The organism is Streptomyces sp. NPDC090077, from assembly GCF_044747545.1.
In the GTDB taxonomy this organism is placed as follows: Bacteria; Actinomycetota; Actinomycetes; order Streptomycetales; family Streptomycetaceae; genus Streptomyces.
Genome location: NZ_JBIVEG010000002.1, coordinates 450,289 through 475,747, shown reverse-complemented (window position 1 = coordinate 475,747; position 25,459 = coordinate 450,289). Strand labels below are relative to the sequence as shown.

The 25,459-nt window shown below is 73.3% G+C and carries 23 protein-coding genes and 1 pseudogene; 13 read left to right on the top strand and 11 right to left on the bottom strand.

What is annotated here, in order from left to right; all coding sequences use genetic code 11:
* Nucleotides 1-108 precede the first annotated feature (108 nt).
* The 5 genes and pseudogenes from ACIPW5_RS06350 to ACIPW5_RS06330 all read left to right on the top strand — a co-directional run.
* Nucleotides 109-1,938 carry a tetratricopeptide repeat protein gene (locus ACIPW5_RS06350; RefSeq protein ID WP_401241102.1) on the top strand — a complete coding sequence of 610 codons (1,830 nt, stop codon included), beginning with the start codon at nt 109-111 and terminating at the stop codon, nt 1,936-1,938.
* A 204-nt stretch (nt 1,939-2,142) separates the two neighbouring features.
* A complete protein-coding gene (locus tag ACIPW5_RS06345; protein WP_401241099.1) occupies nt 2,143-2,370 on the top strand; it encodes a hypothetical protein in 228 nt (75 codons plus the stop codon).
* 60 nt (nt 2,371-2,430) lie between these two features.
* A complete protein-coding gene (locus tag ACIPW5_RS06340) occupies nt 2,431-3,600 on the top strand; it encodes a hypothetical protein (RefSeq protein ID WP_401241096.1) in 1,170 nt (389 codons plus the stop codon).
* A gap of 333 nt (nt 3,601-3,933) precedes the next feature.
* Entirely contained in the window at nt 3,934-4,122 is a 189-nt protein-coding gene (locus ACIPW5_RS06335; RefSeq protein ID WP_078624200.1) for a hypothetical protein, read from the top strand.
* A 335-nt stretch (nt 4,123-4,457) separates the two neighbouring features.
* Nucleotides 4,458-4,885 (top strand): annotated as a pseudogene (locus ACIPW5_RS06330) (transposase); the annotation flags it as partial.
* 14 nt (nt 4,886-4,899) lie between these two features.
* Here ACIPW5_RS06330 and ACIPW5_RS06325 read toward each other — a convergent pair.
* The 3 genes from ACIPW5_RS06325 to ACIPW5_RS06315 all read right to left on the bottom strand — a co-directional run bounded on the left by ACIPW5_RS06325 (nt 4,900) and on the right by ACIPW5_RS06315 (nt 7,553).
* Complete coding sequence (locus ACIPW5_RS06325; RefSeq protein WP_401241093.1) at nt 4,900-5,355, bottom strand: hypothetical protein; 456 nt, start codon at nt 5,353-5,355, stop codon at nt 4,900-4,902.
* Between the two features lie 900 nt (nt 5,356-6,255).
* Nucleotides 6,256-6,726, bottom strand: a complete 471-nt coding sequence (locus ACIPW5_RS06320; protein WP_401241091.1) for a MarR family winged helix-turn-helix transcriptional regulator — start codon at nt 6,724-6,726, stop codon at nt 6,256-6,258.
* A 446-nt stretch (nt 6,727-7,172) separates the two neighbouring features.
* Nucleotides 7,173-7,553, bottom strand: a complete 381-nt coding sequence (locus ACIPW5_RS06315; RefSeq protein WP_401241088.1) for a BlaI/MecI/CopY family transcriptional regulator — start codon at nt 7,551-7,553, stop codon at nt 7,173-7,175.
* A 305-nt stretch (nt 7,554-7,858) separates the two neighbouring features.
* Here ACIPW5_RS06315 and ACIPW5_RS06310 point away from each other — a divergent pair, with 305 nt between their 5' ends.
* Together ACIPW5_RS06310 and ACIPW5_RS06305 are read left to right on the top strand one after the other, a co-directional pair.
* Complete coding sequence (locus ACIPW5_RS06310; RefSeq protein ID WP_401241085.1) at nt 7,859-8,779, top strand: hypothetical protein; 921 nt, start codon at nt 7,859-7,861, stop codon at nt 8,777-8,779.
* A gap of 313 nt (nt 8,780-9,092) precedes the next feature.
* Nucleotides 9,093-10,010 carry a glycoside hydrolase family 25 protein gene (locus tag ACIPW5_RS06305; protein WP_401241082.1) on the top strand — a complete coding sequence of 306 codons (918 nt, stop codon included), beginning with the start codon at nt 9,093-9,095 and terminating at the stop codon, nt 10,008-10,010.
* Here the strand turns inward: ACIPW5_RS06305 and ACIPW5_RS06300 are convergent.
* Both ACIPW5_RS06300 and ACIPW5_RS06295 read right to left on the bottom strand, forming a co-directional pair.
* Nucleotides 9,982-11,991, bottom strand: a complete 2,010-nt coding sequence (locus tag ACIPW5_RS06300; RefSeq protein ID WP_401241080.1) for a hypothetical protein — start codon at nt 11,989-11,991, stop codon at nt 9,982-9,984. The two genes, ACIPW5_RS06305 and ACIPW5_RS06300, sit on opposite strands and share 29 nt — an antisense overlap.
* A gap of 115 nt (nt 11,992-12,106) precedes the next feature.
* On the bottom strand, nt 12,107-12,526 hold the full coding sequence (locus ACIPW5_RS06295; RefSeq protein ID WP_401241077.1) for a hypothetical protein: 420 nt from the start codon (nt 12,524-12,526) through the stop codon (nt 12,107-12,109).
* A gap of 267 nt (nt 12,527-12,793) precedes the next feature.
* Between ACIPW5_RS06295 and ACIPW5_RS06290 the strand changes: the two genes are divergently transcribed.
* From ACIPW5_RS06290 to ACIPW5_RS06270, 5 genes are all read left to right on the top strand, one after another.
* Complete coding sequence (locus ACIPW5_RS06290) at nt 12,794-14,047, top strand: NAD(P)/FAD-dependent oxidoreductase (RefSeq protein ID WP_401241075.1); 1,254 nt, start codon at nt 12,794-12,796, stop codon at nt 14,045-14,047.
* Nucleotides 14,048-14,416: 369 nt separating this feature from the next.
* A complete protein-coding gene (locus tag ACIPW5_RS06285) occupies nt 14,417-15,673 on the top strand; it encodes an NAD(P)/FAD-dependent oxidoreductase (protein WP_401241072.1) in 1,257 nt (418 codons plus the stop codon).
* Nucleotides 15,670-16,437, top strand: a complete 768-nt coding sequence (locus ACIPW5_RS06280) for a DUF1365 domain-containing protein (protein ID WP_401241069.1) — start codon at nt 15,670-15,672, stop codon at nt 16,435-16,437. Before ACIPW5_RS06285 ends, ACIPW5_RS06280 begins: the two co-directional genes overlap by 4 nt.
* Nucleotides 16,434-17,756, top strand: coding sequence for a class I SAM-dependent methyltransferase (locus ACIPW5_RS06275; protein ID WP_401241068.1), 1,323 nt, complete (start codon nt 16,434-16,436; stop codon nt 17,754-17,756). The genes ACIPW5_RS06280 and ACIPW5_RS06275 overlap by 4 nt, the downstream gene beginning before the upstream one ends.
* Nucleotides 17,753-18,568 carry a DUF1295 domain-containing protein gene (locus tag ACIPW5_RS06270; RefSeq protein WP_401241065.1) on the top strand — a complete coding sequence of 272 codons (816 nt, stop codon included), beginning with the start codon at nt 17,753-17,755 and terminating at the stop codon, nt 18,566-18,568. The genes ACIPW5_RS06275 and ACIPW5_RS06270 overlap by 4 nt, the downstream gene beginning before the upstream one ends.
* Nucleotides 18,569-18,617: 49 nt before the next feature.
* Here ACIPW5_RS06270 and ACIPW5_RS06265 read toward each other — a convergent pair whose 3' ends face one another.
* On the bottom strand, nt 18,618-19,640 hold the full coding sequence (locus ACIPW5_RS06265) for a MerR family transcriptional regulator (protein ID WP_401241063.1): 1,023 nt from the start codon (nt 19,638-19,640) through the stop codon (nt 18,618-18,620).
* 115 nt (nt 19,641-19,755) lie between these two features.
* Between ACIPW5_RS06265 and ACIPW5_RS06260 the strand changes: the two genes are divergently transcribed.
* Nucleotides 19,756-20,187 carry an SRPBCC family protein gene (locus tag ACIPW5_RS06260; RefSeq protein WP_401241061.1) on the top strand — a complete coding sequence of 144 codons (432 nt, stop codon included), beginning with the start codon at nt 19,756-19,758 and terminating at the stop codon, nt 20,185-20,187.
* A gap of 31 nt (nt 20,188-20,218) precedes the next feature.
* Here the strand turns inward: ACIPW5_RS06260 and ACIPW5_RS06255 are convergent, their stop codons facing one another.
* The 5 genes from ACIPW5_RS06255 to ACIPW5_RS06235 all read right to left on the bottom strand — a co-directional run bounded on the left by ACIPW5_RS06255 (nt 20,219) and on the right by ACIPW5_RS06235 (nt 25,432).
* Nucleotides 20,219-21,157 (bottom strand): oxygenase MpaB family protein, encoded by a 939-nt coding sequence (locus ACIPW5_RS06255; protein ID WP_401241058.1) that lies wholly within the window; start codon nt 21,155-21,157, stop codon nt 20,219-20,221.
* Nucleotides 21,158-21,171: 14 nt separating this feature from the next.
* Complete coding sequence (locus tag ACIPW5_RS06250; protein WP_401241055.1) at nt 21,172-21,351, bottom strand: DUF6480 family protein; 180 nt, start codon at nt 21,349-21,351, stop codon at nt 21,172-21,174.
* A 13-nt stretch (nt 21,352-21,364) separates the two neighbouring features.
* Complete coding sequence (locus ACIPW5_RS06245; RefSeq protein ID WP_401241054.1) at nt 21,365-22,102, bottom strand: SDR family NAD(P)-dependent oxidoreductase; 738 nt, start codon at nt 22,100-22,102, stop codon at nt 21,365-21,367.
* 213 nt (nt 22,103-22,315) lie between these two features.
* Nucleotides 22,316-23,821, bottom strand: coding sequence for a cryptochrome/photolyase family protein (locus ACIPW5_RS06240; RefSeq protein WP_401241052.1), 1,506 nt, complete (start codon nt 23,819-23,821; stop codon nt 22,316-22,318).
* A 39-nt stretch (nt 23,822-23,860) separates the two neighbouring features.
* Nucleotides 23,861-25,432 (bottom strand): SDR family oxidoreductase, encoded by a 1,572-nt coding sequence (locus ACIPW5_RS06235; RefSeq protein WP_401241050.1) that lies wholly within the window; start codon nt 25,430-25,432, stop codon nt 23,861-23,863.
* Nucleotides 25,433-25,459: the final 27 nt, after the last annotated feature.

Genomic DNA, 25,459 nt, shown 5'->3' with positions numbered 1-25,459 from the left:
CCCTAGGACCTGTGGAGGACGGTTACGGACCTACATCACGCCTGAATCCCCTGCCGTCCTGGTCGGCGCGGTTTCCCCGTCGCGGGCGGGTCGCATACGGTGATCCACATGTACAGGGGGATGGAGTTGGCGGGCCGCTACCGGCTCGACAGCCGCTTGGGGCACGGCGGTATGGGCGAGGTGTGGGCGGCGTCCGATCTGAGGCTGCGCCGCACCGTCGCGATCAAGATGGTCCTCGCCTCGCACCTGCGTGACGACCGGCTCGCCACCCAGGTCCTGGCCCGCTTCCGCCGCGAGGGCGAGGCGGCCGCCCGGCTGAACCACCGCAACATCGCCGTCGTCCACGACATGGGCGAGCACAGGGAGACGCAGGACGGCGGGCAGGCGGAAGTCTCCCCGTTCCTCGTCATGGAGTTCCTGGAAGGGCGTGATCTCGCGACGGTCCTGCGCGAGGACCACCCCGGCGGGCTTCCCCTGGAGAAGGTGCTGGAGTACGGCGCGCAGGCGTGCGACGGGCTGGCCGCCGCCCACGCGCGGAACATCGTGCACCGCGACATCAAGCCGGCCAACCTCATGCTGCTCGACGACGGCACCGTCAAGATCTGCGACTTCGGGATCGTCCAGATCCAGGACGGCACGATCGGCCTGACCGCGGCCGGAGCGCTGCTCGGCAGCCCCCTCTACATGGCTCCCGAGCAGCTCAGGGGCCAGACGCCGACGCCCTCGGCCGACCTGTACGCCCTGGGTGTCAGCCTGTACGAGCTCCTCACCGGGCGCCCCCCGTTCACCGCGGACTCCGCGTACGCCGTCATCGCCATGCACCTGTCCACCACGCCCGAACCGCCCAGCACCCACCGGCCCGCCCTACCGCCCGGCCTCGACACCCTCATCACCTCCCTCCTCGCCAAGGACCCCGTCGACCGTCCCCCCACCGCCGAGGAGGTCGCCGCACGCCTGCGCTCGGCCCACCTCGCACCCGGGCCGGCCACCGGCCCCGCCGCAGCGGCTCCGGAACCGGAATCCGACGAAGAGCGCTACCAACGGGCCGCCGACGCCGGGGACACCGACGCCATGGTCGTCCTCGCGCTGTTGCGGACGGAGGCCGGCCGCACCGACGAGGCAGAGACCTGGTACCGGAAGGCCGCCGACGCCGGAAACACCGGCGGCATGACCGGCCTCGGCGTGCTGCTGGCCAACGCGGGCCGCACCGACCAGGCAGAAGCCTGGTACCGGAAGGCCGCCGACGGCGGAGAGACGTACGCCATGAACAACCTCGGACTGCTGCTGGCCGACACCGGCCGCACCAACGAGGCGGAAACCTGGCACCGGAGGGCCGCGGACACCGGAGACACCGAGGCCATGTACAGCCTCGGGGTGCTGCTGGCCGACACCGGCCGCACCAACGAGGCGATGGCCTGGTACCGGAAGGCCGCCGACGCCGGGAACACCGCCGCCATGAACGGCCTCGGGCTGCTGCTGGCCCACACCGGCCGCACCAGGGAGGCGGAGATCTGGCACTGGAAGGCCGCCGACGCCGGAGACACCGACGGCATGAACGGGCTCGGCGTGCTGCTGGCCAACACCGGCCGCACCGACGAGGCAGAACACTGGTACCGGAAGGCCGCGGCCGACGGCGGACAGATGAACGCCATGAACAACCTCGGACTGCTGCTGGCCGGCATCGGCCGCACCAACGAGGCGGAAACCTGGTACCGGAGGGCCATCGACGCCGGACAGAGGAACGCCATGAACAACCTCGGAGTGCTGCTGGAGGACGCCGGCCGCACCAACGAGGCGGAAGCCTGGTACCGGAAGGCCGCCGACGCCGGAAACGGCAGGGCCATGGACAACCTCGGAAGTCTGCTGGCCGCCACCGGGCGCTCGGCCGAGGCACAGTTCTGGTACCAGCGCGCCGCCAACTCCCCCGACGGCGCATGACCCGTGAGGGTTCAGAACCCTCCGGGCAAGAGCGCGGAAGGCCCGGATGCCGTGGTGCGTCCGGACCCGGGGGCGGCAGCTCCCTTGCCCGGTGGTCAGCCGGTGTTGCCGCCGCGGCTGTGCCAGGCGCGGATCGGGTCCGGCCCGGAGCGGGTATGTTCGCCCGATGGCGCGTTCGCAGCGCTTCGGGAGGGGAGAGTGCCGGTGGACGTCGTCGCGATGATGGAAGCACTGGCTGAACAGGGCGTAACGGTGCTGTTCAAGGCCGACGCTGAGCGGATGGCAGAGAGGGGCAAGCCTTGGACCTTCGTCGCCAGTGGAGCGCCGTTGCGCGAGGACGTCCTTGTGCGAACCGATGCCGCGTCTGTGGAGCAATGCCTCGCAGTGTGCTTGCCCCGCCTGCGTGAGCTGGGCTTTTCGTTCCCTGAGTGAGAGAGCGGGTGTGACTGAACCGCGGCCCTGGATGTCAGTACCGGCTGCTTACATGAGCCCATGGACACCGTGCACACGACCGCCGCCCTCCTCCCGGACCCCGCCGAGCTCCGCGCGCACCTGCGCGCGCTGGCCGTGCTGGACCAGGCGATCTGCCGCGACCCGCGGTTCTCCCGTTACTCCTTCTCCACCACCTGGGGGCCTGGGACGGAGGCGGCCCTGATGGACAACGGCTCGGGTGACGACTTCTCCGTCCTCTTCACCCCGGCCGGTGTGCTCGTCCGCGGCTTCGACCACGAGTCGGAGATGAGCCCGTACGGCACGGACGACGAACAGGTTTGGCCCGGTGTCATCGACGAGGTGCCCGCCGCGCTGCGCCCGCTCCTGGACGACCCAGCCTTCGTCGACGAGGGCCTCGGCGCCCCGCGGGTCACCGCCTGCCTGTGGTGGGAGACCGGCGGCAGCGCCTGGCGCACCGGCTCGGGCATCGAGTTCCCCTCGGGCAGCCCGGACCCGGACGGCTCCGGGCACCTCTTCCGCCTCCTCACCGACCGCTCCCCCGAGGCCGTCCAGGCGCACTTCGACGAGGACTACGGGCGGCCCGTCCCCCTCGACACCGTCCGCCACGTCCTCGCGGGCCACCCCCTGACCCTCGAAGCCGCCCGCGGCCTCAACCCGGCCGCCCTCTCCGACGAGGCCCTGCTTCGCCGGATCGCCGCCGACCCCGAGGTCGAGGCGTACCTCGCCTGCGACGGCGAGTTCGACCTCACGCGGACCGACCCCGTCGAGGCGATCGCCCTGCCGGCCGGTCTCCCGGTGGAGCCCGTGGCCGGCTGCAACGCGGGGGGCACCCACTACCTCTGCGGCCCGGCCGGCTCCGACCGCGTCCGCCCCGTCCTCTACACCGACTCCGAGGGCAAGGCCTCCCTCATCGCGGAGTCCCTCGCCGAGGCCCTGACCCTGGCCATCGTCCTCCCCTCCTGGCACGACGCCCTGGCCGGCTTCCGTCCCCCCGCGCTCAATGCCGACTACCTGGAGGACAACCCGGACCACCCCGAGGTCCGCGACCGCCTCCTCGCCGCCCTCCGCCTCCCCCCGGCCACCGAGCCCGAGGTCCTGGCCCGCCTCCTCACCACGGCCGCCCGCACCGTCCCGGACGGCTTTCTTCCTTCGGTCGAGGGCGAGGAGGACGCGGCCTTCGAACCGATGCTCCGTCTGCCGGCCGAGTAGAACAGCCCCGCCGCGCGCCGACTTCCGGACCGACGCAGCTGTCCGCCCAGGAGACCGTTACCCTCGTTCCGAGGTCAGCGTCCCTGTTGAGACCAGGTCCGTGCGCTCGATGGCCAATCTCCAGGCTGAGTGTCGCCTATTCGTATCCGATGCAACTGGCGTCGGTAGGAACATCGGAACGAAAAACCGGCGCTAAGCCCTGCCTGCTCTCCGGAGCCCGTTGACCTGCACCTCTGTGGTGGTTGAACCTTTGGCGGTCGTGCCGAAACCCGGACCGGTCCTCCTCACAGGCCAGCTTGTAGTGTGAGGAGAGTGTCATGGGGGGTGATCGATATGAGCAGGCGACGGTACGTAGCCAGAGGGGTACCCGGCGGGTACCGCATTTGGGACAACAAGGGGCAGCGGTGGTGGGGTGACCACTACGAGCTCTGCCCTGACGCTCTCCTGACGGAGTTGAACGGCGCTGCCGAACCCGCGAAGCTCACCGCTCTCCTCAAGCAGTACCGAGCACAGAAGCGCTGACGGAGCGAGCGACCGGTGTGGAGCACGGTCGGGTGGGCGTGGCCGAACTGGCCTCGGCCGACTTGTCCGACTGCTCGATGAGTGGCGGCAGCGTCCAGCTCAGCGCTTCGCCCCTTGGACGGCCGACCCGCTCACCTGATGTCCAGGAAGCACCTCCTCGAACATCGAGGTGACGCTCCGCGACGTCTCCCCAAGACGCTGACCGGTTCTCGTACTCGCGGCGGGCTTTGCGCTGGGCCGGGACCAGTGGCCGACGGTGTCAGTAGGACACCTTCTCCGTTGCGGCCCCAGTCGTGTGACATGCCCAACGAAAGAACACGCCCTACTGTAGGGCCCGTCCTCTGGGTATCCACGTCACCGCCGGTCAGGCTGGTGACGCGCCGGCCTTCGAGGCGGTCATGGCCAGGATTCGGATCCCCCGCAGCGGACCCCGGAAGGCCAACAACCCGCCCGACAACCGTCCTGGCGGATCGCGCCTACTCATCCCGCTCGATCCGTGGACACCTTCGTCGCCGAGGCATCCGGGCTGTCATCCCACAGCCCGCCGCCCGCAGACCTGATCAGTCACCGCCTGCGTCGAGGCCGTGCCGGAGGCCGCGCACCCAGCTTCGGCGCCGCGAAATACAAGGAGCGCAATGCCGTCGAGCGGTGCATCGCCCGCCTCAAACAGTGGTGCGGCCTGGCCCTGCGGACGGACAAACTCGCCATCGCCTACCAGGCCGCAGTCCACGTCGCGTCCATCGCTATCTGGGCACGGCAGTGACACGACCGCCGAATCTACAGGCTCAAACTCGAGACGAAACCCGAGAAAGTAGGCGCTACGACCCGCCACTCGCACAGAAGGGGATCCGCCCAGAAGTCACTGCCGACGATGCGGGGATCTGAGGGGTCAGTCCGGTAGTCGAGAGCCAAGGCGCCATCATCACCGGGATTGCGAGTGGTGGCGATCAGCACTGCCTGGTCAACGTCAAGCCAAGGAAGTTCGAGCGGGGTGACGCTCCTGCTTCCGCGTGCCTGGCGAAAGAAGTCGGAGTGTGGATCATCGGCGACCATATCCATTGATTGGGACGCGTACGCCATCTGCTCGGGGTTCGACACGAAGCCAAGTGGGTCCTTGAACCACGGAATGGCCTTCGCCAGCACCGCATCGCCCGGGTGACACCAGAGGCCGCGATCGATCAGCGACGTCAGCAGGGCGGGCAGAGCAAGTCCACGGACTAGCGAAGGCTCCATGACGCACAGCTTCGCACGGCGGACAGCGCCAAGGAGACACGCTCTGATCGAGAAAGGCGCCAAGGGTCGTGGCCACGACGGTGGCGAGGGTGATGACGGCGGCGAAGGCCGCGGAGGCACGGGGGAGGGCGCCGGGGTAGGCGGCGCCGTCCATGCGGGCGAGCTTGCCCGCGGCGGCGGCGCCGAGCAGCGTGACCGAAGGTCGCGGAACCGGTGTTCGCCGGGGTTCGCGGGGACGAAGACGAACACAGGCGAACACCTCACCGGCCCGGGGGAAGATGTGCACGACGAGCAGGACGGCCGCAATCCGGCCCACGCCGAGCTGTACGACAGGCTCAAGGGCGCCTTGGCCCGGGCCCAGTTGACCCAGGCACAGCTCGCCGTGCGGGCAGGACGCGGGCGCACCACGGTGTCGCAGGCGCTCTCGGCCACAGCGCCGGTCCCATCGGCCGTGACGGTCGCGGCCCTGGCCAAGGCGCGGCCTCCCAGCCGGGACCGGCCTTGCTGCCGTCGTCGTCGGCCGGCCCGCATCCCTTGCCGGTGCCGCCGCGGGGGTCCTCCAGCCAGCCGTCGGCCGCCGCCCGGGTTATGCCGTCCAGGAACACGCCCGCCATCCTGCGGTAGCCGGTGTCGTTGGGGTGGGCGGGCTGGGCAAGGTCGACGGTGGTCACCGCGCTCATGTCGAGCAGCGCGACGTGCTTCACCACAGAGCGCTACGTCTCGTCGCACATAAGTGATCATCATGCCGCAGAGTGATCAAAGGCACCGGAGGCTCGCTGAACCCGGCTGCGTGCACGGTCTCCTCCCGGTGGCCTGCGGGGCGACTACGCCCCAGGGTCGGGCAGGCCGGCGGCGGTCAGTGCCACGTGGTAGCCGCCCGTGGGGGCCGGGCAGGACGCTTCAGGCCCTGCCCTGTGCGTGTCCGGCGCGGGCGGCCGTCGCGCACACGCGTCGCAGCAGGTGGTGCAGCTGGGCGCGCTCGCCCTTGGTGATGGAGGCCAGGAGGACGTCTTGCACGCTCTGCAGGTCACCCAGTGTCGCCGCGCGGGCGGCGGCACCGGCCTCGGTGAGCGTGACCACCTCGTGCTGCCCGCCCACGTTGACGACCATGGCCCGGACCAGGTCCTGGTCCTGGAGTTCGTCGATCACCCGCGAGACGTCGGCCGGGGGCGTCTCCAGGCGGGCCGCGAGATCGACGCGGGCGTGGGGACCGAGGTCGGCGAGCGTCCTGAGGACCGCGTGCTGGAGGGGGCTCAGGGGTCGTGCGCCCGTGAGCTCGGCCAGCAGCGAATCCACGGCCCTGCCGGCCGTGACCAGGAGCTCCACGGTCTGCTCGGAGGGATCCGACGGCCCGTGCCCTCTGTCGTACACGCCGCATCCAATCACTGAGGAGGAGACGTCGCCTCGGAAACCGGCCCGCCGCGGACCGCCGTTGCCGCTGCACGCCCGTGTGCAGTCGCGGGGACGCCGGAGGGGCGGGAAGGGACGCGCACTGCACCTGGGCTCACCATACTTTCACCCAGGGTGATTGGTCTACATTGAAGTCGACACTGAGGGTTGTAGGGGTGCTGGAGGGCGCGAGCGGCCGGCTCCCGTGACGGAGAGCAGGTGGTGGCGGCCCGCCAGATCGGCGAAGGTCTGCGGTTCGGGGCCCGCGACGACGGGCAGGTCACCGTCGGAGGCCGCGTCGCCCATGGCGGATCAGGCGTGCGCGAGCGTCGAGCGGTGCGCGGAACAGGCCGGTCAGCGCCGGGACGGTACCGCCGCCGCGCCCCGCGGGAGCGCGAACGCCGGCATGACCGTCGCGAGGGCCGGGGTCATGCGCCGTCTTCGGACTCCAGGAGGAGCCGTCGCAACGCCTCTTCGTCGTCGTCGGACAGCGAGGACACGAACCGCTTCAGCACCAGGTCGCGTTCCGGCTCCCGTTCGAGCTCCCGCCGCATGCGCCCGGCGGCGAGGCCGGCGGCGTCGTCCGCCGCCGCGTAGGCGAAGCCCCGCCCCTCGCGGGTCCGTACGAGCGTCCCCTTCTCGTGCAGGCGGGACAGGATCGTCGTGACCGTCGTGCGGGCCAGGTCCCGGTCGAGCGCGGCGTTGATCTGCTGCGGCGTCAACGGACCGTCGGCCGCCCACAGGATCGCCATCACGTCCGCGACGAGCTCCCCGTGCGGGCGCCGCGCGTCCCGACCGTCCTCCACCATGCCGCTACCGCCCTGCTGCTGTCCCGGACCCGTACGCCCGCTTCGGAAAATAGGTTTGCCTTATCTAACCCTACGGGCTCGCACACCGGATCCAGGGGGCTTCGCCCTGGGCGACTTCGATGCCGGCTCCGCTCCCTGACCTGGCTCACTGCGGCCCTCAGGAGGCGTTGACCACGTGCCGGCAGGAGGGGGCGGGCTCCGCCGACGATTTATCGGCTTGTCTTTCGAGTCGAGCCCGTACAGACTGATCGCCGTTGAATCGAACGCGTTCAAATGAATGAACGTATTCCACATGGGGGTAGGGAATGAACTTCAACCGCAAGCACGCCACCTGGACAGGGGCGCTCGTCGCCGCCCTCTCGGTCGGCGCGCTCGTCTCTCCGGCGGCCCAGGCCGCCGGCGGCAAGACCGACACCCCGACCGCCGTCAAGCTGGCGGTCAAGAAGCCGCAGGGCGGTGTCCCGGCCAAGAGCGCCGCCAAGAACCAGCAGCGGGCGACGGCCCTCGCCGCGGCGGCCGTCGTCTCGCTGCACCCGGGTGACGTGCTCGCCTCGGACGAGTACATCGAGACCGAGAACGGCTTCCTCCACATGCAGCCGGACGGCAACCTCGTCCTGAACCACAAGGCCGGCGCGGAGCTGTGGGCCTCGGGCACCTTCGGCAACACGGGCGCGTACGCGGTCTTCCAGACGGACGGCAACTTCGTCGTCTACAAGAAGGGCGGCGGCCCGGCCAAGGGCGGGGCCCTGTGGAACTCCGCCACCTGGGGCAACGCGAACGGCCGCCTGGACTTCCAGGACGACGCCAACCTCGTCGTCTACCGCGCGGACAACTCCGCCGCCTGGTCGACCAGGACCTGGAAGGTGGGCAACAACACGCTCACCGGTGGTCAGAACCTGGAGCGCGGCACCTGGATGTCGGCCGCCAACTCCGTCCTCGCCCAGGACAACCGCGGGTACTTCGCGGTGTTCTACCGCGGCAAGGACTACGGCCTCGGCTTCTGGAACTACAGCCCCGGCGCCTACACCCGCATGCAGACCGACGGCAACCTCGTGACGTACAAGAAGGACGGCGGCGAGGGCAAGGGCGGCGCGCTCTGGAACACCAAGACGTGGGGCCAGAACGGCGCCTACCTCGCCTTCGGGGCGACCGACTCCACCCTGGTGCTGCACAAGTCGAACGGCGACGTGCTCATCGACTTCAAGACCGGTGACAACCAGCAGTAGATCCGGTTCCGAACCCTCGGACGCACTGCCGGGCCCCGACCCCTGCCCAGGGTCGGGGCCCGGTCGCGTCGGTTCGTCCCCGTGACGTGCGGGCCGGTTCGTCGAGCTGAATCGATTCGGCAGCTCAGGCGCGTATCGACCGGCGAACAGCCGGGGAGCATCTGGGGGCACGGAACGCTCCGGACACCTCATCGACGCCGATCCCGCCCGGCACCTCCTCCGGGGCGGCGACGTCACCATCCCCACGCGCAACACCCGGCCCGCGCCGTAGAGCCGCCTGCCGGGCCATCTGTGGCAGGAAGGGCAACGCCGGATGGGCATCTACGGACAGGACTGGGCGTCCTACCAGAGCGACGAACCGAGCCTCACCGGACTCGACTTCGTCTTCACGAAGATCACGGAAGGCCTCGGGTACACGAATCCGAAGTGGGTCCGCCAGCGCGACCACGCCAAGCGTCACGGCCTGGTCTGGGGCGCCTACCACTACCCCCACATGGGCAACGACCCGCAGGCCGAAGCCGACTTCTTCCTCGACCAGGTGGCCTGGCAGCCCGGCGACGTCCTGGTCCTCGACTGGGAGGGCTACGACGACGCCAACGCCGGCGTCCCCAAGGCTCGCCAGCGGGCGTACAAGGAGGACTGGCTCCGCCACGTCAAAGCCCGCATGCCGGGTCACCGGGTCGGCATGTACTGCAATGCCGACTACTGGAGGAACGTCGACACGACCAGCTACTGCGGCGACTTCCTGTGGATCGCCACCGCGGGCCGCAGCGCCGGTGACCCCGGGATCACGGCGAGTTGGCTGTTCCACCAGTACGACGACGACCCCGTCGACCAGGACTACTGCCCCCTGCCCGACCGCGAACAGCTTCGCGCCTGGGCCCTCGGATCGCCCGGAATCCCGGAGGACGACATGCCCCTGTCCCAGGCAGACCTCGACGCCATCGCGACCGCCGTCTGGCGCCACACGGAAACCAACGCCGCCACCGGCCGCCCCGTCGACATGGGCGCCGTCATGGCGTGGATGGACAAGATGCACAACGCCCAGAGCGACGCCGTCACACGGCAGCTCACGGAGACGCAGGCAGCGGTGAGCGCGCTCGCCGCACAGCTCGGCCGGCAGCACGGCGTCGACACCGAGGCGGTGGTGGCCGCCGTCCGGCAGGCCATCGCCGACGCCGTGATCCAGGTGGACGTCCGGGTCACCGGCAGCTCCGCCCCGACCGGCTGAGGGACACCGCCTCCCGGTGAGCTCCCCGGTCGCCCGTCGGGCCGGAGCCGGCGCCGTCGCACGCGAGGGCCTCCTCGATCAGGCCGCGCAGTTCCTCGTCGCGGAGGACCATCGGGTATCCCCCCTCCGCGGACAGGCGCCGCTGCGACCGCCGCACCGCCAGCAGCGCCTCCCGGACCGCCGGGCTGAGCTCGCCCATCCGGATCAGGGTCCGGAGGGCGTCGCGGAAGAACCCGTAGCCGTCATCTCCGTCGGCCACCGGCAGGACGAACTCCTCCAGGACCCGCATGCTCGGGCCGGTCCGGCCCGTGATCTCCCAGAGCGTGATCGCCGCGCTGAGCCGCGGCCAGTGGCTGGTGCTCTCCATCACGAGCCGTACCCGGTCCGCATAGGGCGCCGCGTCGCGGCCGAACTCGGCCAGGGCGCCGAACGGCCCGAACTGGGGCTCCTCCGCCGCCATGAACTCCTCGCCGACGATCCGCAGCGCCGTCCGGCGGTCCGCGCCGAGACACGCGGCGGTCCGCGCCACCAGGCGGTGATTGCCCGGGTGGTCCAGGACCGCGGCGGCCCGCACGGCGGGGACGGCCGAGGCGGCTGCCGGCCCCATGGCCGGCAGCATCCTCAGCACGGTGACCGAGGTACGGGTGTCCGCCAGCAGCGGGAGGAGTTCGGGCAGGGCGGGCCTCGCGGCCTCGCCCCAGGCTTCCAGCACCGTGAGGAAGCCGCGGACCGGGCCGCTGCGCATCGCCTCCCGCATCTCCGGCAGCAGGACGTCCGCGTGCGCGCGCAGCGGGATCAGCACGTCCTCGGCCTCCGGCCGCCGCGGATCACCCATGACGTAGCCCCTCCCCTGTTCCTCCTGCTGGGCGCGGAGCTGTGCGACCAGTCCCGGCAGGGCGCGCGGGTCGCCGATCCGGGTCAGTGCCCACCGGGCGATCTCCCGGACCGTCCCGTCGAGGTACGGGTCGGCCGCGTCGTCGTCGAGCAGGCCGGCGAGGCGGTCGGCGTACGGGGCCGCCCGCGGGCCCAGCACCGCGAGGATGTTCGCGGCCCTCAGGCGCACGGCGCCGTCGGGATCGGTCAGCAGCCCGCCCGCGAGCGGCAGCAGGGCGGCCTCCACGGAACGCCGCTCGGTGAGGAGCTCCCACGCCACGTCCAGTGCTTCCCGGCACAGTGCGGCGTCCCCGGAGCGCTGCGCCGTCCCGGCCAGCCGCACGGCGAAGGAGAGCCGTGCCCCGGGGTCGTGTCCGAGCAGCCGGGCCGTCGAGCGGACCAGGTCTTCGCGGGTCCAGGGGACCTCGATGTCGGGGGTGTACCAGACCTCTTCGAACCGTGGCCGCAGCGCGGTGTCCGAGAACACCTCGATCAGCCGGTCCAGCTGCCGGACCGGCAGCTCCCGGTCGCGTTCCGCCGCGGCGTGCACGGCTGCGACCCACATCACCGGGTCGTCACCGTCCAGGACGCCGGCCAGGACGGCTCGCGCGTCGTCGTCGGCAGCGTCGCCGGAGGCGGCCTGGCCGAGCGCGAGCAGCAGCGGCAGCCGTACCGACGGGTCCGACTCGGCCTCCCACCGCCCCAGCAGCCGCGTGGTCCCGACCGGCAGCGTCGTCGCCGCCCGCCGCACCGCCGGATCCGGATCCGCGAGCAGGGCCCACGCCCCGGACCAGTCCGCGTCCGCCAGGGCCGGTGCGTACATGCACGCCAGCAGGTCGACGAGATCGACCCGCGCACCCGTGGCCGGGTCGGCGGCGAGCGCGATGACGAACGGCAGGGCGACCGCCGCCGCGGACGGCGTTTCACACCCGTCCCGCGTGACGAGGGAGTAGAGGGCGTGGTGATCGTCCGCCACGGCGTGCGCACCCGCCCGGGCGAGCCGACGGAGCGCCCGCGGCACGTCGCGGACCGGATGCTCCTCGGGATACCCGGTCTCCAGCCCGTCCCACACCACGGCATCCAGCGCCTGCAAGAACTCCGGCGTCACCGCTCCCCCTTCACCACCCCGTCGCCCGGGGTACCGCGAGGGACCCTACGCCACCACGCAGGGCCGGGCGCCGCCCGTGATCCTCGGCGGATCACCGCGGCGCCCGGCCGGCCGGTCAGAAGTGCGGGTTGAGCAGCGAGCCGATCGTGTGGGTGCCCGGCGCCAGTCCGAATTCGGACGGGTCGACGAGGTACGCGGTCTCCGAACCGGGCTTGTACAGGAGGGAGAACTGCTTGTAGCCCCCGTCCCGCGGGCTGAGGCAGTCCTTCCACGTGTAGGTGCCCATGGCCAGGTAGAGGTCGCGGGTCGGGTACCGGTACCCGTCGAGGATCTGTGTCCACGTGTAGGTGCCGGAGGCCAGGTACATGCTCCGGGAGGTGCACGCGTCGGCCTGGCCCTGCGTCGGTTTGCCGTCGACCCAGACGTCCCGCGTGTTGAAGGCTATGTCCCCCGCGCTCGCGGGCGTCCCCGCCAGCGTCACGACCGCCGTGGCCGCGGCCGCCACGGCCGCGAACCTGCCGAACTTTCCAGGCATGGAATGCCTCCCCTTGATGACCATGTCGTCCATGGTGTCCAGGCGATGACGAGGCGTCGGACGTGCGTGCGGGCAGGGGCCCGGCGTCCGTCATCGGAGGTGAATCTAGACGCGGGCGCCGCGCGACGGTGTTCGTCGCGTGCCCGGATCCTGTGCTCTGCGTGCCGTGCGGCGTCCGGCGCGTCGCGTACGCGTCGGGGCCGTGCGCGGCACAGAGTGAACGGGCGGCAGGGCCGCATCGGAGCGACACGTGAGGGAGGTGGTCGTATGTCCTCGGGCCTCGGCGCGGCGGACGTGCTGGTCGTCGGTGCCGGGGTCGCCGGGCTGGCCTGTGCCCGGGACCTGGTGGCGGCCGGCTTGAGCGTACGGGTGCTGGAGGCCGGCGACGCGGTCGGCGGACGCATGCGCACGGACCGGCTTCAGGGCTTCGTCGTGGACCGCGGATTCCAGGTGTTCAACTCCGCCTACCCCCAGGTCCGGCGGAGGTTCGAGCTGAGGGAGCTCCGGCTCCGGCCCTTCACGCCGGGGTTCCTCGTGCACACCCCGGCCGGGAGGCTCGGCTTCGTCGATCCCGTCCGTCGGCCGCGCACGATCCCCGAGTTGCTCTCCGGCCGCCCCGCGGCCCGGCGCGACCTGGCCGCCCTCGCCCTGCTGTCGGCCCGTGACGTGCTGCTGCCCCCGGCGCGGCTCAAGCGGCGGCCGGACACCACCGTCCGCACCGCGTTCGCCGACGCCGGGATCTCCGAGGCGTTCGTCGAGCGCTTCTTCCGCCCCTTCGTGGCCGGGGTCTTCCTGGAGGACGGACTGGAGACGTCCGCCCGGGTGTTCCACATGGTGTGGCGGAGCATGCTGCGCGGAACCATCTGCCTGCCGGCCGAGGGCATCGGTGCGGTCCCGCGGGCCCTCGCCGCCGGACTGCCGGAGGGTGCCGTACGGCTCGAAACCCCGGTGGCCGGACTCACGGGGGACGGTGTGCTGACCGCCGGGGGACACGAGGTCCCGGCGCGCGCCGTCGTGGTCGCCACCGGCCCCGGGGCCGTCCCTGCCCTGCTCCCCCAGGTGGACCTGCCCTCCTACCGCACGGTGACGACGTACTACCACGTCGCGGCGCGGTCCCCGCTCGGCGAGCCGACCCTGCTCGTGGACATCCGCCGCCGCTTCCTCAACACCTGTGTGCTCAGCGACGTCGTGCCCGGCCACGCACCGTCCGGCCAGGCCCTCGTCGCCACCTCGGTCACCGGCCGGGACGGGCCGGGCCGTGAGCGCGAGCTCCGGTCGGCGCTCGCGGAGGCGTACGGCACGGACACGGACGGCTGGGGCCTGCTCACCGTCCGCACCGTCGGGGACGCGCTGCCCGCCATGGATCCGCCGCAGCCGCTGACCCGTACCACGCGGGTGGCGCCGGGCCGTTACGTGTGCGGCGACCACCGGGCCACCGGTTCCACCCAGGGTGCGCTGGCCTCCGGTGCGCGGGCCGCCCGCGAGGTGCTGCACGACCTGCGGCGCCGGGGCGGGGCGTGAACGTACCCCGTCCGCGGTTGACGGCCCGGTAGGAGGGCGCCGGTTCGGGCGAGCGGCCCGCCGCGCCCCGCCGCGCCCCGCCGGGCCGCCCCCGGGAGATTTCCGATGCGCAATCGCTGCAAGTTGCCCCCACTCGCCCGGGCCGGTGAGGCTGGTCGCATCGCGTCCGCCGGGATGCGGAGGTTGCCTTCATCCCCCGGCGGTGCCTCCGGTCCGGCGGACGCGAGCGGTCTCCCCCGCGGCCGGACCGCCGGGGGAACCGCGCGCTGGAACCGCACCCATCCGGCGGGGGCGCCGCTCCGAATCGCCGGATGAGAGCCCGGGCCACGGGGGGCAGTCCCCCGGCCCCCGGAAAACAGGGGTGGAGTGATGGACCGCAAGAGCATCGCGGTGGTGGGGTCGGGGGTGGCCGGGCTCACGGCCGCCCACGTCCTGTCCCGCGCCCACGACGTGTTCCTCTACGAGGCGGACGGACGCCTCGGGGGCCACGCGCACACCCACGAGGTGCCGGCCGGCGGTGGGGGAACGGTGGCGGTGGACAGCGGGTTCATCGTCCACAACGAACGCACCTACCCGCACCTCCTGCGCCTCTTCCGCGAACTGGGCGTGACCACGCAGGACTCCGAGATGAGCATGTCGGTCCGGTGCGACGGCTGCGGCCTGGAGTACGCGGGCGCCCGCGGCCCGCTCGGGCTCCTCGGCGGCGGGAACCTGCTGCGCGGCCGCCACCTGCTGATGCTCGCCGACGTCCCCCGCTTCCACCGCGCCGCCCGACGGCTGCTGGCCGACGGCGACACGGCCTCCACCCTGGGCGGCTTCCTGCGCGAGAACCGCTTCCCGCCGTACTTCGTCAGCCACTTCGCCGTCCCCCTGGTCGCCGCCGTCTGGTCCTGCGCACCGGCCACCGCGCTGCGGTACCCGGCCGCCTACCTGTTCCGCTTCCTCGACCACCACGGACTGCTCTCGGTCACCGGATCCCCGCAGTGGAGAACCGTCACCGGAGGATCCAAGGCCTACGTCGAGCGGGCCGCCAAGGGCCCGGCGCGCGTCCTGACCTCCACGCCGGTCCGCGCGGTCGTGCGCGGAGCCGGCCGCGTACGCCTGGTCACGGACGACGGCGAGACGGCCGAACACGCCGCCGTCGTCATCGCCGTCCACCCCGACCAGGCGCTGAGGCTCCTCGCCGACCCCACCGAGCAGGAACGCCGCGTCCTCGGCGCCTTCACCTACTCCCGCAATCCGACCGTGCTGCACCGCGACACCTCGCTCCTGCCCCGGGGCGCCCACGCGCGGGCGTCATGGAACTACTGGCTCCCCTCCTGCTCCGCCCGCCCGGAATCGGTGCAGGTCAGCTACGACATGAACCGGCTCCAGCGGCTGTCCGGCCACGCACCGCACATCGTGACGCTCAACCCCGGCGACCGGATCGACGAGAGCACCGTCCTGGCCCGCATGACGTACGAACACCCGGTCTACACGCCCGAGTCGGTGGCGGCGCAACAGCTGTTGCCCACCCTCGACGACGGCGTCACCGCCTACGCGGGCGCCTACCACGGCTGGGGCTTCCACGAGGACGGCTGCCGCTCCGGCGCCCAGGCCGCGAGATCCCTCGGGGTGACGTGGTGACCGGCGCCGCCGGCGGCCGCGCGCCCCGCGTGCCCGCCCTGTACGCGACCGAGGTGCGGCACACCCGCTCCCACCCGGTCCGGTACGCCCTGACGCACCGGACGTACATGTGGCTGGTCGACGTGGACGACCTGCCGGTCCTGCCCCGCCTCCTGCGCCCGTTCGCCCGCTTCGACGCCCGCGACCACTTCTCGGGCCGTGCGCCCACGCTGCGGGCCGGCCTCGATGCCTTCCTGGCCGCTCAGGGCGTCCCCGGCGCCGACGGCCGGGTCCTGATGCTGGCGCACGCGCGCGTGCTGGGGCACGTCTTCAACCCGCTGACCCTGTACTGGTGCCACGACGGCTCCGGCGGTCTCGTCTGCGTCGTCGCGGAGGTCCACAACACGTACGGAGGGCGGCACTGCTACCTCCTGCGGCCCGACGGCCGGGGCCGTGCCGAGACCGCCAAGGAGTTCTACGTCTCCCCGTTCTTCGGCGTCGAGGGGAGCTACCGGATGCGGCTGCCCCTGCCCGGCGACCACCTCGACCTGGCCGTCCAGCTCCGCCACCCGGACGGCTCCCGCCCCTTGACCGCCACCGTCCGCGGAACGCACCGCCCCGCCGGAACCCGGGCACTGCTCGCGGCCCTGCTGCGCAACCCGTGGCCGACCGCCGGAGTGTCGCTCGGCATCCGCCGGCACGGAATCCGCCTCTACCTCAAAGGCCTGCCCGTACGGCCGCGGCCCGCCCGCCCGGCCCGTCCCCTCCAGGAAGACGCGCTGTGACCCTCGCCCTCCCCCCTGCGCCCCACGGTGGTGCCCGCACCGGCCGCCACCTGGTCGATGCCGGCCTGTGGCCCGACGTCGCCCGCCTGCCGCACACCTCGGCCCTGCACACCGCGCTCGCCCGCCGGATCGTGGAACGTGCCTTCGACCGCCTGCCCTTGAGGGTGCGGACCGCCGGCGCCGGGACGCGGATCCCCCGGCAGCCCGACGGAACGCAGGACGGCCTCCCCACCCTGACGCTGTACGACCCCGACGCGTTCTACCGGCGCATCGGCGCGGGCGGCCTGATCGGCTTCGGCGAGTCCTACATGGCCGGCGAATGGGACAGCGACGACCTGGTCGGGCTGCTGACCGTCCTGGCCCGGCACGTGGACGAGCTCGTGCCCCCGGCCCTGCGCCGCCTGCGCAGCCTCTGGGTCCGCCGCAGGCCCGACGCGGACCTGAACACCGTCGACGGGGCCCGACGCAACATCCACCGGCACTACGACCTCTCCAACGACCTCTTCGCCACCTTCCTCGACCCCACCCTCACCTACTCCTCGGCCGTCTTCACCGCGCTCCCGGCCGGTCCCGAGGAGCTGCCCGCGGCACAGCACCGCAAGATCGACCGGCTCCTCGACCTCGCCGGGACCGGAGCAGACACCAGCCTCCTGGAGATCGGTACGGGCTGGGGCGAACTCGCCATCCGGGCCGCCCGGCGCGGCGCGCGCGTACGCACCGTCACCCTCTCCCGGGAACAGCGCGACCTCGCCCTCGGCCGGATCGCCGAGGCCGGAGTCGCCGACCGGGTCACCGTCGACCTGTGCGACTACCGCCGCGTCGAAGGCAGGTACGACGCCGTCGTCAGCGTCGAGATGATCGAAGCCGTGGGAGCCGCCTACTGGCCCGCCTACTTCGGCACCCTGCACCGGCTGCTGGCCCCGGGCGGCCGGGCCGTGCTCCAGGCCATCACCATGCCGCACGAGCGGATGCTGCACACCGCCCGCACCCACACCTGGATCAGCAAGTACGTGTTCCCCGGCGGGCTCATCCCGTCCCCGGAAGCCATCGCCCGGGAAGCGGGCGCCGCCGGGCTGGGCATCGTCCACGACACCGGCTACGGCCACCACTACGCGGAGACCCTGCGCCTGTGGCGCGAACGGTTCCTCCAGCAGTCCGCCGAGGTGACCGCCCTCGGGTTCGACCGCGCCTTCCTGCGGATGTGGGAGCTCTACCTCGCCTACTCCGAGGCCGGCTTCCGCGCCCGCTACCTCGACGTGCGCCAGATCGTCCTCGCCGGCCGGGACGGGGCACCCGACACGAACGGGCCGGGCGCGTGAGCACCGTCGACACCGGAGCCCTCGTCACCGTGCTGGCCGCGTCGGCGGGCACGGCGCTCGCCGTCATGCTGCTCACCTTCGCCGTGGCCCTGGTCAAGGGGGTCCACCGGATCGTCGACAGCGCCTGGGGGGTGGCCTTCGCGGCCGTCGCCGTCGTGGCCTGGTTCCTCTCGGCCGGCCACGGCGACCCGGTGCGGCGGACCGTGGTGGCCCTCGCCACCGTCGTCTGGGGGCTGCGCCTCGCGGTGCACATCGCCCGGCGCGGACGCGGCCACGGGGAGGACCCCCGGTACGCGCGCATGCTCGCCCGCGCACCGGGCAGCCCGGCCCTGTACGCGCTGCGCGTCGTCTACCTGCTCCAGGGCGGCCTGGTCTGGCTCGTGTCCCTCCCCGTCCAGGCGGCGGTGCTGCTGCCGCAGCCGCCGGACGCCGCAGCCGCACTGGGGCTCGCCCTGTGGGCCGTCGGGCTGTTCTTCGAGGCCGTGGGGGACCACCAGCTCGCCCGGTTCAAGGCCGACCCGGCGAACCGGGGCCGCATCATGGACCGCGGCCTGTGGTCCTGGACCCGGCACCCCAACTACTTCGGCGACTTCCTCGTGTGGTGGGGCCTGTACCTGACGGCCTGCGCCACCTGGCAGACCGCCCTGGCCACCCTCGTCTCCCCGCTCGTGATGAGCGCCCTGCTGATCAAGGGCAGCGGCAAGCGGCTGCTCGAAGCGCACATGGCCGGCCGGCCCGGATACGCCGCCTACCTGGCCCGCACCAGCGGCTTCTTCCCCCGGCCGCCGCGCCCCGGGGGCCGGCCGGGGTGAGGAGCGCGCCCTCGGGCGGGCCGCCCTGCCTCCCGGTCCGGCTCCCCGCTCACCGCTCCGGACCCCCGCCGGACGCTTCCGCCGCGTAGAGCCTGGAGATCACGTCCAGCGCCTCGCGCAGTCCCCGGGGACGTCTCGTGCCGGCGGCCGCCGTCCGCACGGGCCATCCGGGACCCGCGAGGAGGACCAGAGGGGTGGTTCGGGCCCCCTTGAGCCCGAACGCCATCGACGCCACCTGCCGGGCCAGCACGGCGTCCGCCGTCGAGCGGGACTGCGACCACAGCACCACGGCCATCGGGCCCGACCGGCTGACCGCGGCCCGCAGGGCCTCCGCGGGAACGGCCGCCCCGAACATGCGGGTCGGGACACCCCGCTCGGCCAGACCGGCCGCGAGCGCCTCCAGGGGCAGCGTGTGCTGCTCCCCCGGGAGGCAGGCCAGCACGACCGGTGCCGCGGGACCCGCGGGCGGGGGGCCGGTGACGGCCGCCCGCCGCAGCACGGTCGACACGTGCCACGACAGCAGGTGCTCGACCTCGACGTACCGGTCGTCCGTGGACTCCCACTTGCGTCCCACCGCGTGCAGGGTCGGCGCCATCACCTCCTCCCACGCGGTCACCAGGCCGTGGGCGTCCATCGTCTGCTGCAGCAGGGCGTCCATGGCCGGGCCGTCCAGCCGGACCGCGGCACGGGCCAGCCCGCGGCACTCCTGCCGCACCTCGCCCAGGGGCAGTCCCCCGCCCGGCGCTCCCCGACGGTTCCGGCGCGGGCCGTCCGGCGGCGGTGCCGGCGCGGCCGCGGACGGGGGCGGCTCGGCGCCCGCTCCGGGACCGGGGGCACGGCGCAGCGCCACGGCCGCCCTGGCGGCCTCGGCCGGAGGGATGCCGGAGGAGGTGAGCCGGCACATCTCTTCGAGCATCGCCACGTCGCCGGGCGTCCACCGGCGGTGCCTGCCGCCCTCCCGCAGCGCCGGACCGATCCCGTACCGCTGCTCCCACGAGCGCACCGTGGTCGGGGAGACGCCCAGGCGCCGGGCCACCGCACCGGTCGTGACACCAGGAGCCGCTCCGGTCATGCCGCCCATTCTACGAGGCGCCCGTCCGCGGGCGCCTGCGTGCATCCGGGGAACGGCTCCCGGGAGAAGACCATTTCAACGAGGTGGACGCCGCCGAGGAACCGAGGAGGAGCCGATGATCCGGGTCGCCCGCACCATGCACCTCGACCGCCCGATGCCCGACGCCGTGCGCTTTCTGGCGGACTTCGGGAACGCGCGGGAATGGGATCCCGCGACCGTCTCCTGCGACCGTCTGGACCGGGGGCCGGTCGGGCCGGGCTCGCGCTGGCGCAACGTCTCGCGGTTCCGCGGGCGCACCGGCGAGGTGGTGTACCGGCTCGACGTGCGCGAGGAGGACCGTCTCGTGTTCCGGGGCGAGAACGGCACGGTGCTGGTCGAGGACGACCTCCGCTTCGCTCCGGTCTCCGGCGGGTCGACCCGGCTGGTCTACCGTGCGGTCTTCCGTTTCAAGGGACTCGCGCGCCTCGCGGAGCCGTTCCTGCGCGCCGAGGTGAACCGGCTCGCGGACGGTGTCGCCGAAGCCCTGCCCGGGGTCCTGGCCCGGTGAGTTCGCCGCCGCGCCGAGCGGAACGGGTGGATCAGCCCGTCCCTGTTCCGGCGTTCGGCAGGGGTGGCGTCGCCCACCGGATGGCGGTGGTGACCGCGCGCCCGCCGGGTCGTGCCACGGGCAGCAGGATCCGCGTCGTCAGGGGCAGGGCGAGCCGGGCCCTGGCCCATCGCGGCAGCAGGTCCGCCGCCGCGGCCGCCAGGAGGGCGTAGGGGACGCGCAGGGCCGCGGGCAGCGGAGGGTGGGCGAGCAGGTAGTCCGTGGTCGCCCGCGACGGGGCGGTCGGCCGGAGTTCCCCGCGGTACCGGGCCAGGCGGGCCGTCAGTTCCGCGCACGTCCCGGGTGGTTCCTCGACCCCCAGCAGACGGGCGACGGTGGCCATGTCCGCCACGTAGGCGTCCTGTCCGGCGCGGTCCAGCGGCCGGCGCCCGTAGCGCTGGTGGGCGCGCAGGAAGCAGGCCGTCTCGGCGAGGTGGACCCAGCCGAGGAGGTGCGGGTCACAGGCTTCGTAGGCGACGCCCTCGGGGGTCGTGCCCCTGATCCGCTCGTGCACGGCGCGTACCCGGCGCACGGCCTGCGCGGCGTCGTCGTCCGTTCCGAAGGTGGTGACGGCGAGGAAGGTGCTGGTGCGCTGGAGGCGGCCCCAGGGATCGCCGCGGAACCCGGAGTGGGCCCAGACGGCTGCCATGGCGACCGGGTGCAGCGACTGGAGCAGCAGTGCGGCGAGCCCGCCGACGTACATCGAGGCGTCCGCGTGCACGGTCCGTATCGGCCGGCCCGGCCCGAACCGGCGCGGGCCGGGGGCCTGGTGGATCCGGGCGCGCTTCTGCCGCGCCCCCGGGCCGGCGACCCTGAGCAGCAGTTCCTCTCCGGTCCGGGCCTTGAGCCCGGTCAGGGCCCGTGACGGCCACGGCCTGGACAGGGCGTCCCTCTCGTCGGCTTCTCGCGCGGGGTCTCCCGGCTGCTCCATCGGCCGGCCCCGGTCTACCAGCCGGCGATGCGCACGACGAAGAACGCGGCGACCATCACGGCTCCGAGGGCGATGAGCGCGAGGATGGCCCGGGGGTGCTCCCACAGTCCTCCGTCGGGGCGCTCCTGGTGGGCCGCTGCCGTCGATCCTTCCGCCTCCGGGGTCTCTTCCGGCGGCACCTTGGGTGTGGACATGGTTCCTCCCTGGTCATCGGTCGGGTGGAGCGGAGGGTGAGGGGGCATCGGCCCGTCGTCGCGGGGCGGGTGCCTCCGGGAGGGCGGGGCCCGCGAGGTGTCCGAGGAGTTCCCGGACCAGCGCTCCGACTTCGGTCGTGGGATCCGCGCCCGGTCGGAGCGGTGGGGGGCTTCCGACGACGGCGCGGGAGGCGAAGCCGGTGTCCAGGTGCGGGAGGCGGGCGTCGACGACGGCGATCCGCCGTCGGCGGACCTCCCGCTTCAGAACGCCGAGCCAGCAGGCCAGAGCGGACTTCGACGCGGCGTAGTCGGCGGTCCCCGTGAGGGGGGCGTTGACGATCGCCCCGGTCACGGCGGCCAGGAAGCCGCCGTCGCGGACCACGGGCACGGATCCCCTGAGCACGGCCATCGGGCACAGGGCGTTGACGGTCATGAGGTGCTCCGCGGCGGCGTCGGAGACCTGGTCGGCCGCGCCGAAGCCCGCGACCCCGACGGTGACGAGGACTCCGTCGAGGCGGCCCAGTTCGGTCAGGGCCCACCGGCCGGCACCGGCGCAGGCGTCCAGGTCGTAGGCGTCCAGGAGCCGGGCGGGACAGCCGGTCCGCCCGGCCAGCTCCGCCAGGGTCCGCCCGTCGCGTCCGGCCAGTGCCGGGCGGGCGCCGTGGCGCAGGAGGTCCAGGACCGCGAGCCGGCCGACCTCGCCCGTCGCGCCGGCGACGAGGATCCGTGCGGCCCCGTCCGGGGTGGTCATGACGGCGTCCCGGACGCCCGGTCGGCGCCGGTCCCGTGGGCGCGGCCGGGGCGGTGGTCCGCGGGCGGTTCGTCGCGCAGGCGCATGGGAGGCCTCCCGGAGGGTCGCGTCCGACGTGCAGCTGTCCCGAGGGAACCAGCGTGACCCGGACGGGCCGCCGGGGAAACTCGCAGCGATCCTGCATCGAAGACGCGGGCCGGGCGGCGGCCGTCGTCAGGGAGCGGTCCCGTCCCGGGCGTGCTCCTGGCGCAGCAGTTCGGCCAGGTCGGGCAGCCGGTCGAGGCCGGCCACCGGGCCCGCGGTGCGCGGGTTGTGGGCGAGCCGGTGCCGGTGGCGGTGCAGGAACGCCCAGTAGCCCGCGGTGAAGGGGCAGGCGTCCTCGCCGATCCGGCGGTCGGGGCGGTAGCGGCAGGGGCCGCACAGGTCGCTCATCCGGTCGATGTAGGCGCCTCCCGAGGTGTAGGGCTTGGTGGTCGTCCTGCCGCCGTCCGCGTACTGCGACATGCCGAGCACGTTGGGGAGCATCACCCAGTCGTATCCGTCGACGAAGCAGCGGTGGAACCAGTCGGTGACGGCCGCCGGGTCCCAGCCCCGCTGGAGCGCGTGGCTGCCGAGGACCATGAGGCGGGGGATGTGGTGGGTCCAGCCCGTGTCCCGGACCTGGCGCAGGGCCGCCGACAGGCAGCGGGCGGTGACGGCGTCCGCGTCCAGCTCGTTCCACCAGGACGGGAGCGGTGCGGTGTGCCCGAGCTCGTTCGAGGTCCGGTAGTCCTCGCCGAAGTGCCAGTAGAGGTGCCAGACGTACTCCCGCCAGCCGGCGATCTGCCGGACGAAGCCCTCGACGGAGTTCAGCGGTGCCCGCCCCGCCCGCCAGGCGGCTTCGGCCCGCTCCACGCATTCGGCCGGGTCAAGCAGGCCGAGGTTGAGCGAGGTGGACAGCAGGCTGTGGCTCAGGAACGGGTCGGCGGCCAGCATCGCGTCCTCGTGGGCGCCGAAGCCCGCGAGGCGGTGGTCGACGAAGCGCCGCAGGGCCGCGAGGGCCTGGCGCCGGTCGGCCGGGAAGAGCCGGGGTCCGTCCCGGCCGACGAACGAGACGTCGCCGGCGCGCTCCCAGCGGTCGAGGTCGTGGCGGACCTCGGCGTCGATGTCGTCCTCGCGGGGGCGGTAGGGCGCCGGAGCCCCCAGGGTCGGTTCTCCCGGGGGCGGCGGCTGCCGGTTGTCGTGGTCGAGGTTCCACCGGCCGCCGGCGGGTTCGTCCCCGTCCATCAGCAGGCCGTGCTCGCGGCGCACGTGCCGGTAGAACTGCTCCAGGCGGAGCCCGGCGTGTTCGTGGGCGGCCGCCCAGGCGGTGAACTCCTCCCGGCTGACGAGGAAGCCCCGCGGGGGCAGGACCGTGACGTTGCCGAGCGAGGCCACCAGGGCGGCGGCGGCCCGCGACGTCGGGTGGCGGACGGTGACCGGTTTGCCGCCGGCGGCGCGGTGCAGCCCCTCCCGGTACGAGTCGGCCTTCACGTAGACGGCCCGGTCGCCGAGTTCGGCGGCGCGGTGGCGCATCGCCGAGAGGACCAGGTGGGCCTTGGCGCGGTGGAACCGCCGGCGACGGAACACCGCGCGCGACTCGATCATCACCAGCGGGGCCTCGGGGGAAGGGCCGTCGTCGCCGTCGGGAGCGGTGAACGCCGGTCCCAGCTGGTCCCCGAAGAGCCAGTGCGCACGCATCGCCGGGCCGTCTCCTCTCGTCGCGGGTTCCTTCCGGTCCTACGGGGTGCCGGTGCCGGTGCCGGTGCCGGTCACGGTCCCGGTGCCGGCTCCGGGGTGCCCGGCGTCGTCCGCGAGGCGTTCCGCGGCGCGGGTGATGTTGCGGGCCATGCCGCCGAAGACCACGGCGTGGAAGGGCGAGACGCTCCACCAGTAGAGGTGGCCGAGCAGGCCGTGGGGGTGGAACACGGCCCGCTGGCGGTAGCGGGCGCCGCCGGGGGCGGTGCGGGGGTCTGCGTACATTTCCAGCCAGGCGAGGCCGGGCAGGCGCATTTCCGCGCGCAGGCGCAGCAGGTGCCCGGGTTCGATCTCCTCGACGCGCCAGAAGTCCAGCGAGTCGCCGACGCGCAGGCGGGTGGCGTCGCGGCGGCCCCGGCGGATGCCGGCGCCGCCGACCAGGCGGTCGAGCCAGCCGCGTACGGCCCAGGCGAGCGGGGCGGAGTACCAGCCGTTCTCGCCGCCGATGCCCTCGATGATCCGCCACAGCTGGTGCGGGGCGGCGTCGGTGTCGCGTTCCCGGTGGTCGGTGTACAGGCTGCCGCCCGCCCAGTCGGGGTCGGTGGGCAGGGGGTCGCTGGGCGCGCCGGGCAGTGCGGCGTTGGACCAGCGGGTGGTGACGTTGGCCTCGCGGACCCGCTGGAGCGCCAGGTCCAGGGAGAGGTCGAAGGGGATGGGGTGACCGGGCGGGTCGGGTACGTGGCGGGCGATGTCGTGGTCGCGGCAGACGACCTCGTGGCGCAGGGACTCCGCGAGGGGGCGGGCGAGCGCCCTGGGGACGGGGGTGACCAGGCCGATCCAGAGGCTGGACAGGCGCGGGGTGAGCATCGGCACGCGCAGGATCAGGCGGGGTGGCAGCTGGGCGACCCGGGCGTAGCGGCGCATCATCTCCTCGTAGGTGAGGACGTCGGGCCCGCCGATGTCGAAGGTCCGGTTGACGTCGTCGGCCATCCGGGCGCTGCCGACGAGGTAGCGCAGGACGTCGCGCACGGCGATGGGCTGGACCCGGGTGCCGACCCAGCTGGGGGTCACCATGGCCGGCAGCCGTTCGGTGAGGTAGCGGAGCATCTCGAAGGAGGCGGAGCCGGAGCCGATGACCACGGCGGCGCGCAGCACGGTCGCCGGGACCTCGCCCCGGAGGAAGATCTCGCCGACTTCGGCGCGGGAGCGCAGGTGGGGGGAGAGGGCGCGGGCGGGCTCGTCGGACGGGACGAGGCCGCCGAGGTAGACGATGCGGCGGACGCCGGCGGCCCGGGCGGCGTCGGCGAAGGTGGCGGCGGCCCGGCGGTCGCGTTCCTCGAAGGCCGGACCGGTGTTGAGGGAGTGGACGAGGTAGTAGGCGACGTCGATGCCCTGGAGTGCGGCGGTGGTGCCCGCGGCGTCGGTGACGTCTCCGCGGACGGCCTCGATGCGGCCGGCCCAGGGGAGGTCGCGGAGCCGTTCGGGTGACCGGGCCAGGCAGCGGACCTGGTGGCCGGCGTCCAGCAGCTCGGGTACCAGGCGGCCGCCGATGTAGCCGGTGGCACCGGTGACGAGGCAGCGCAGCGGTGTCTGGGCTTCCTGGGTGCTTTCCACGGCGGCCTCCCGTTCCGTCGGCCGCCC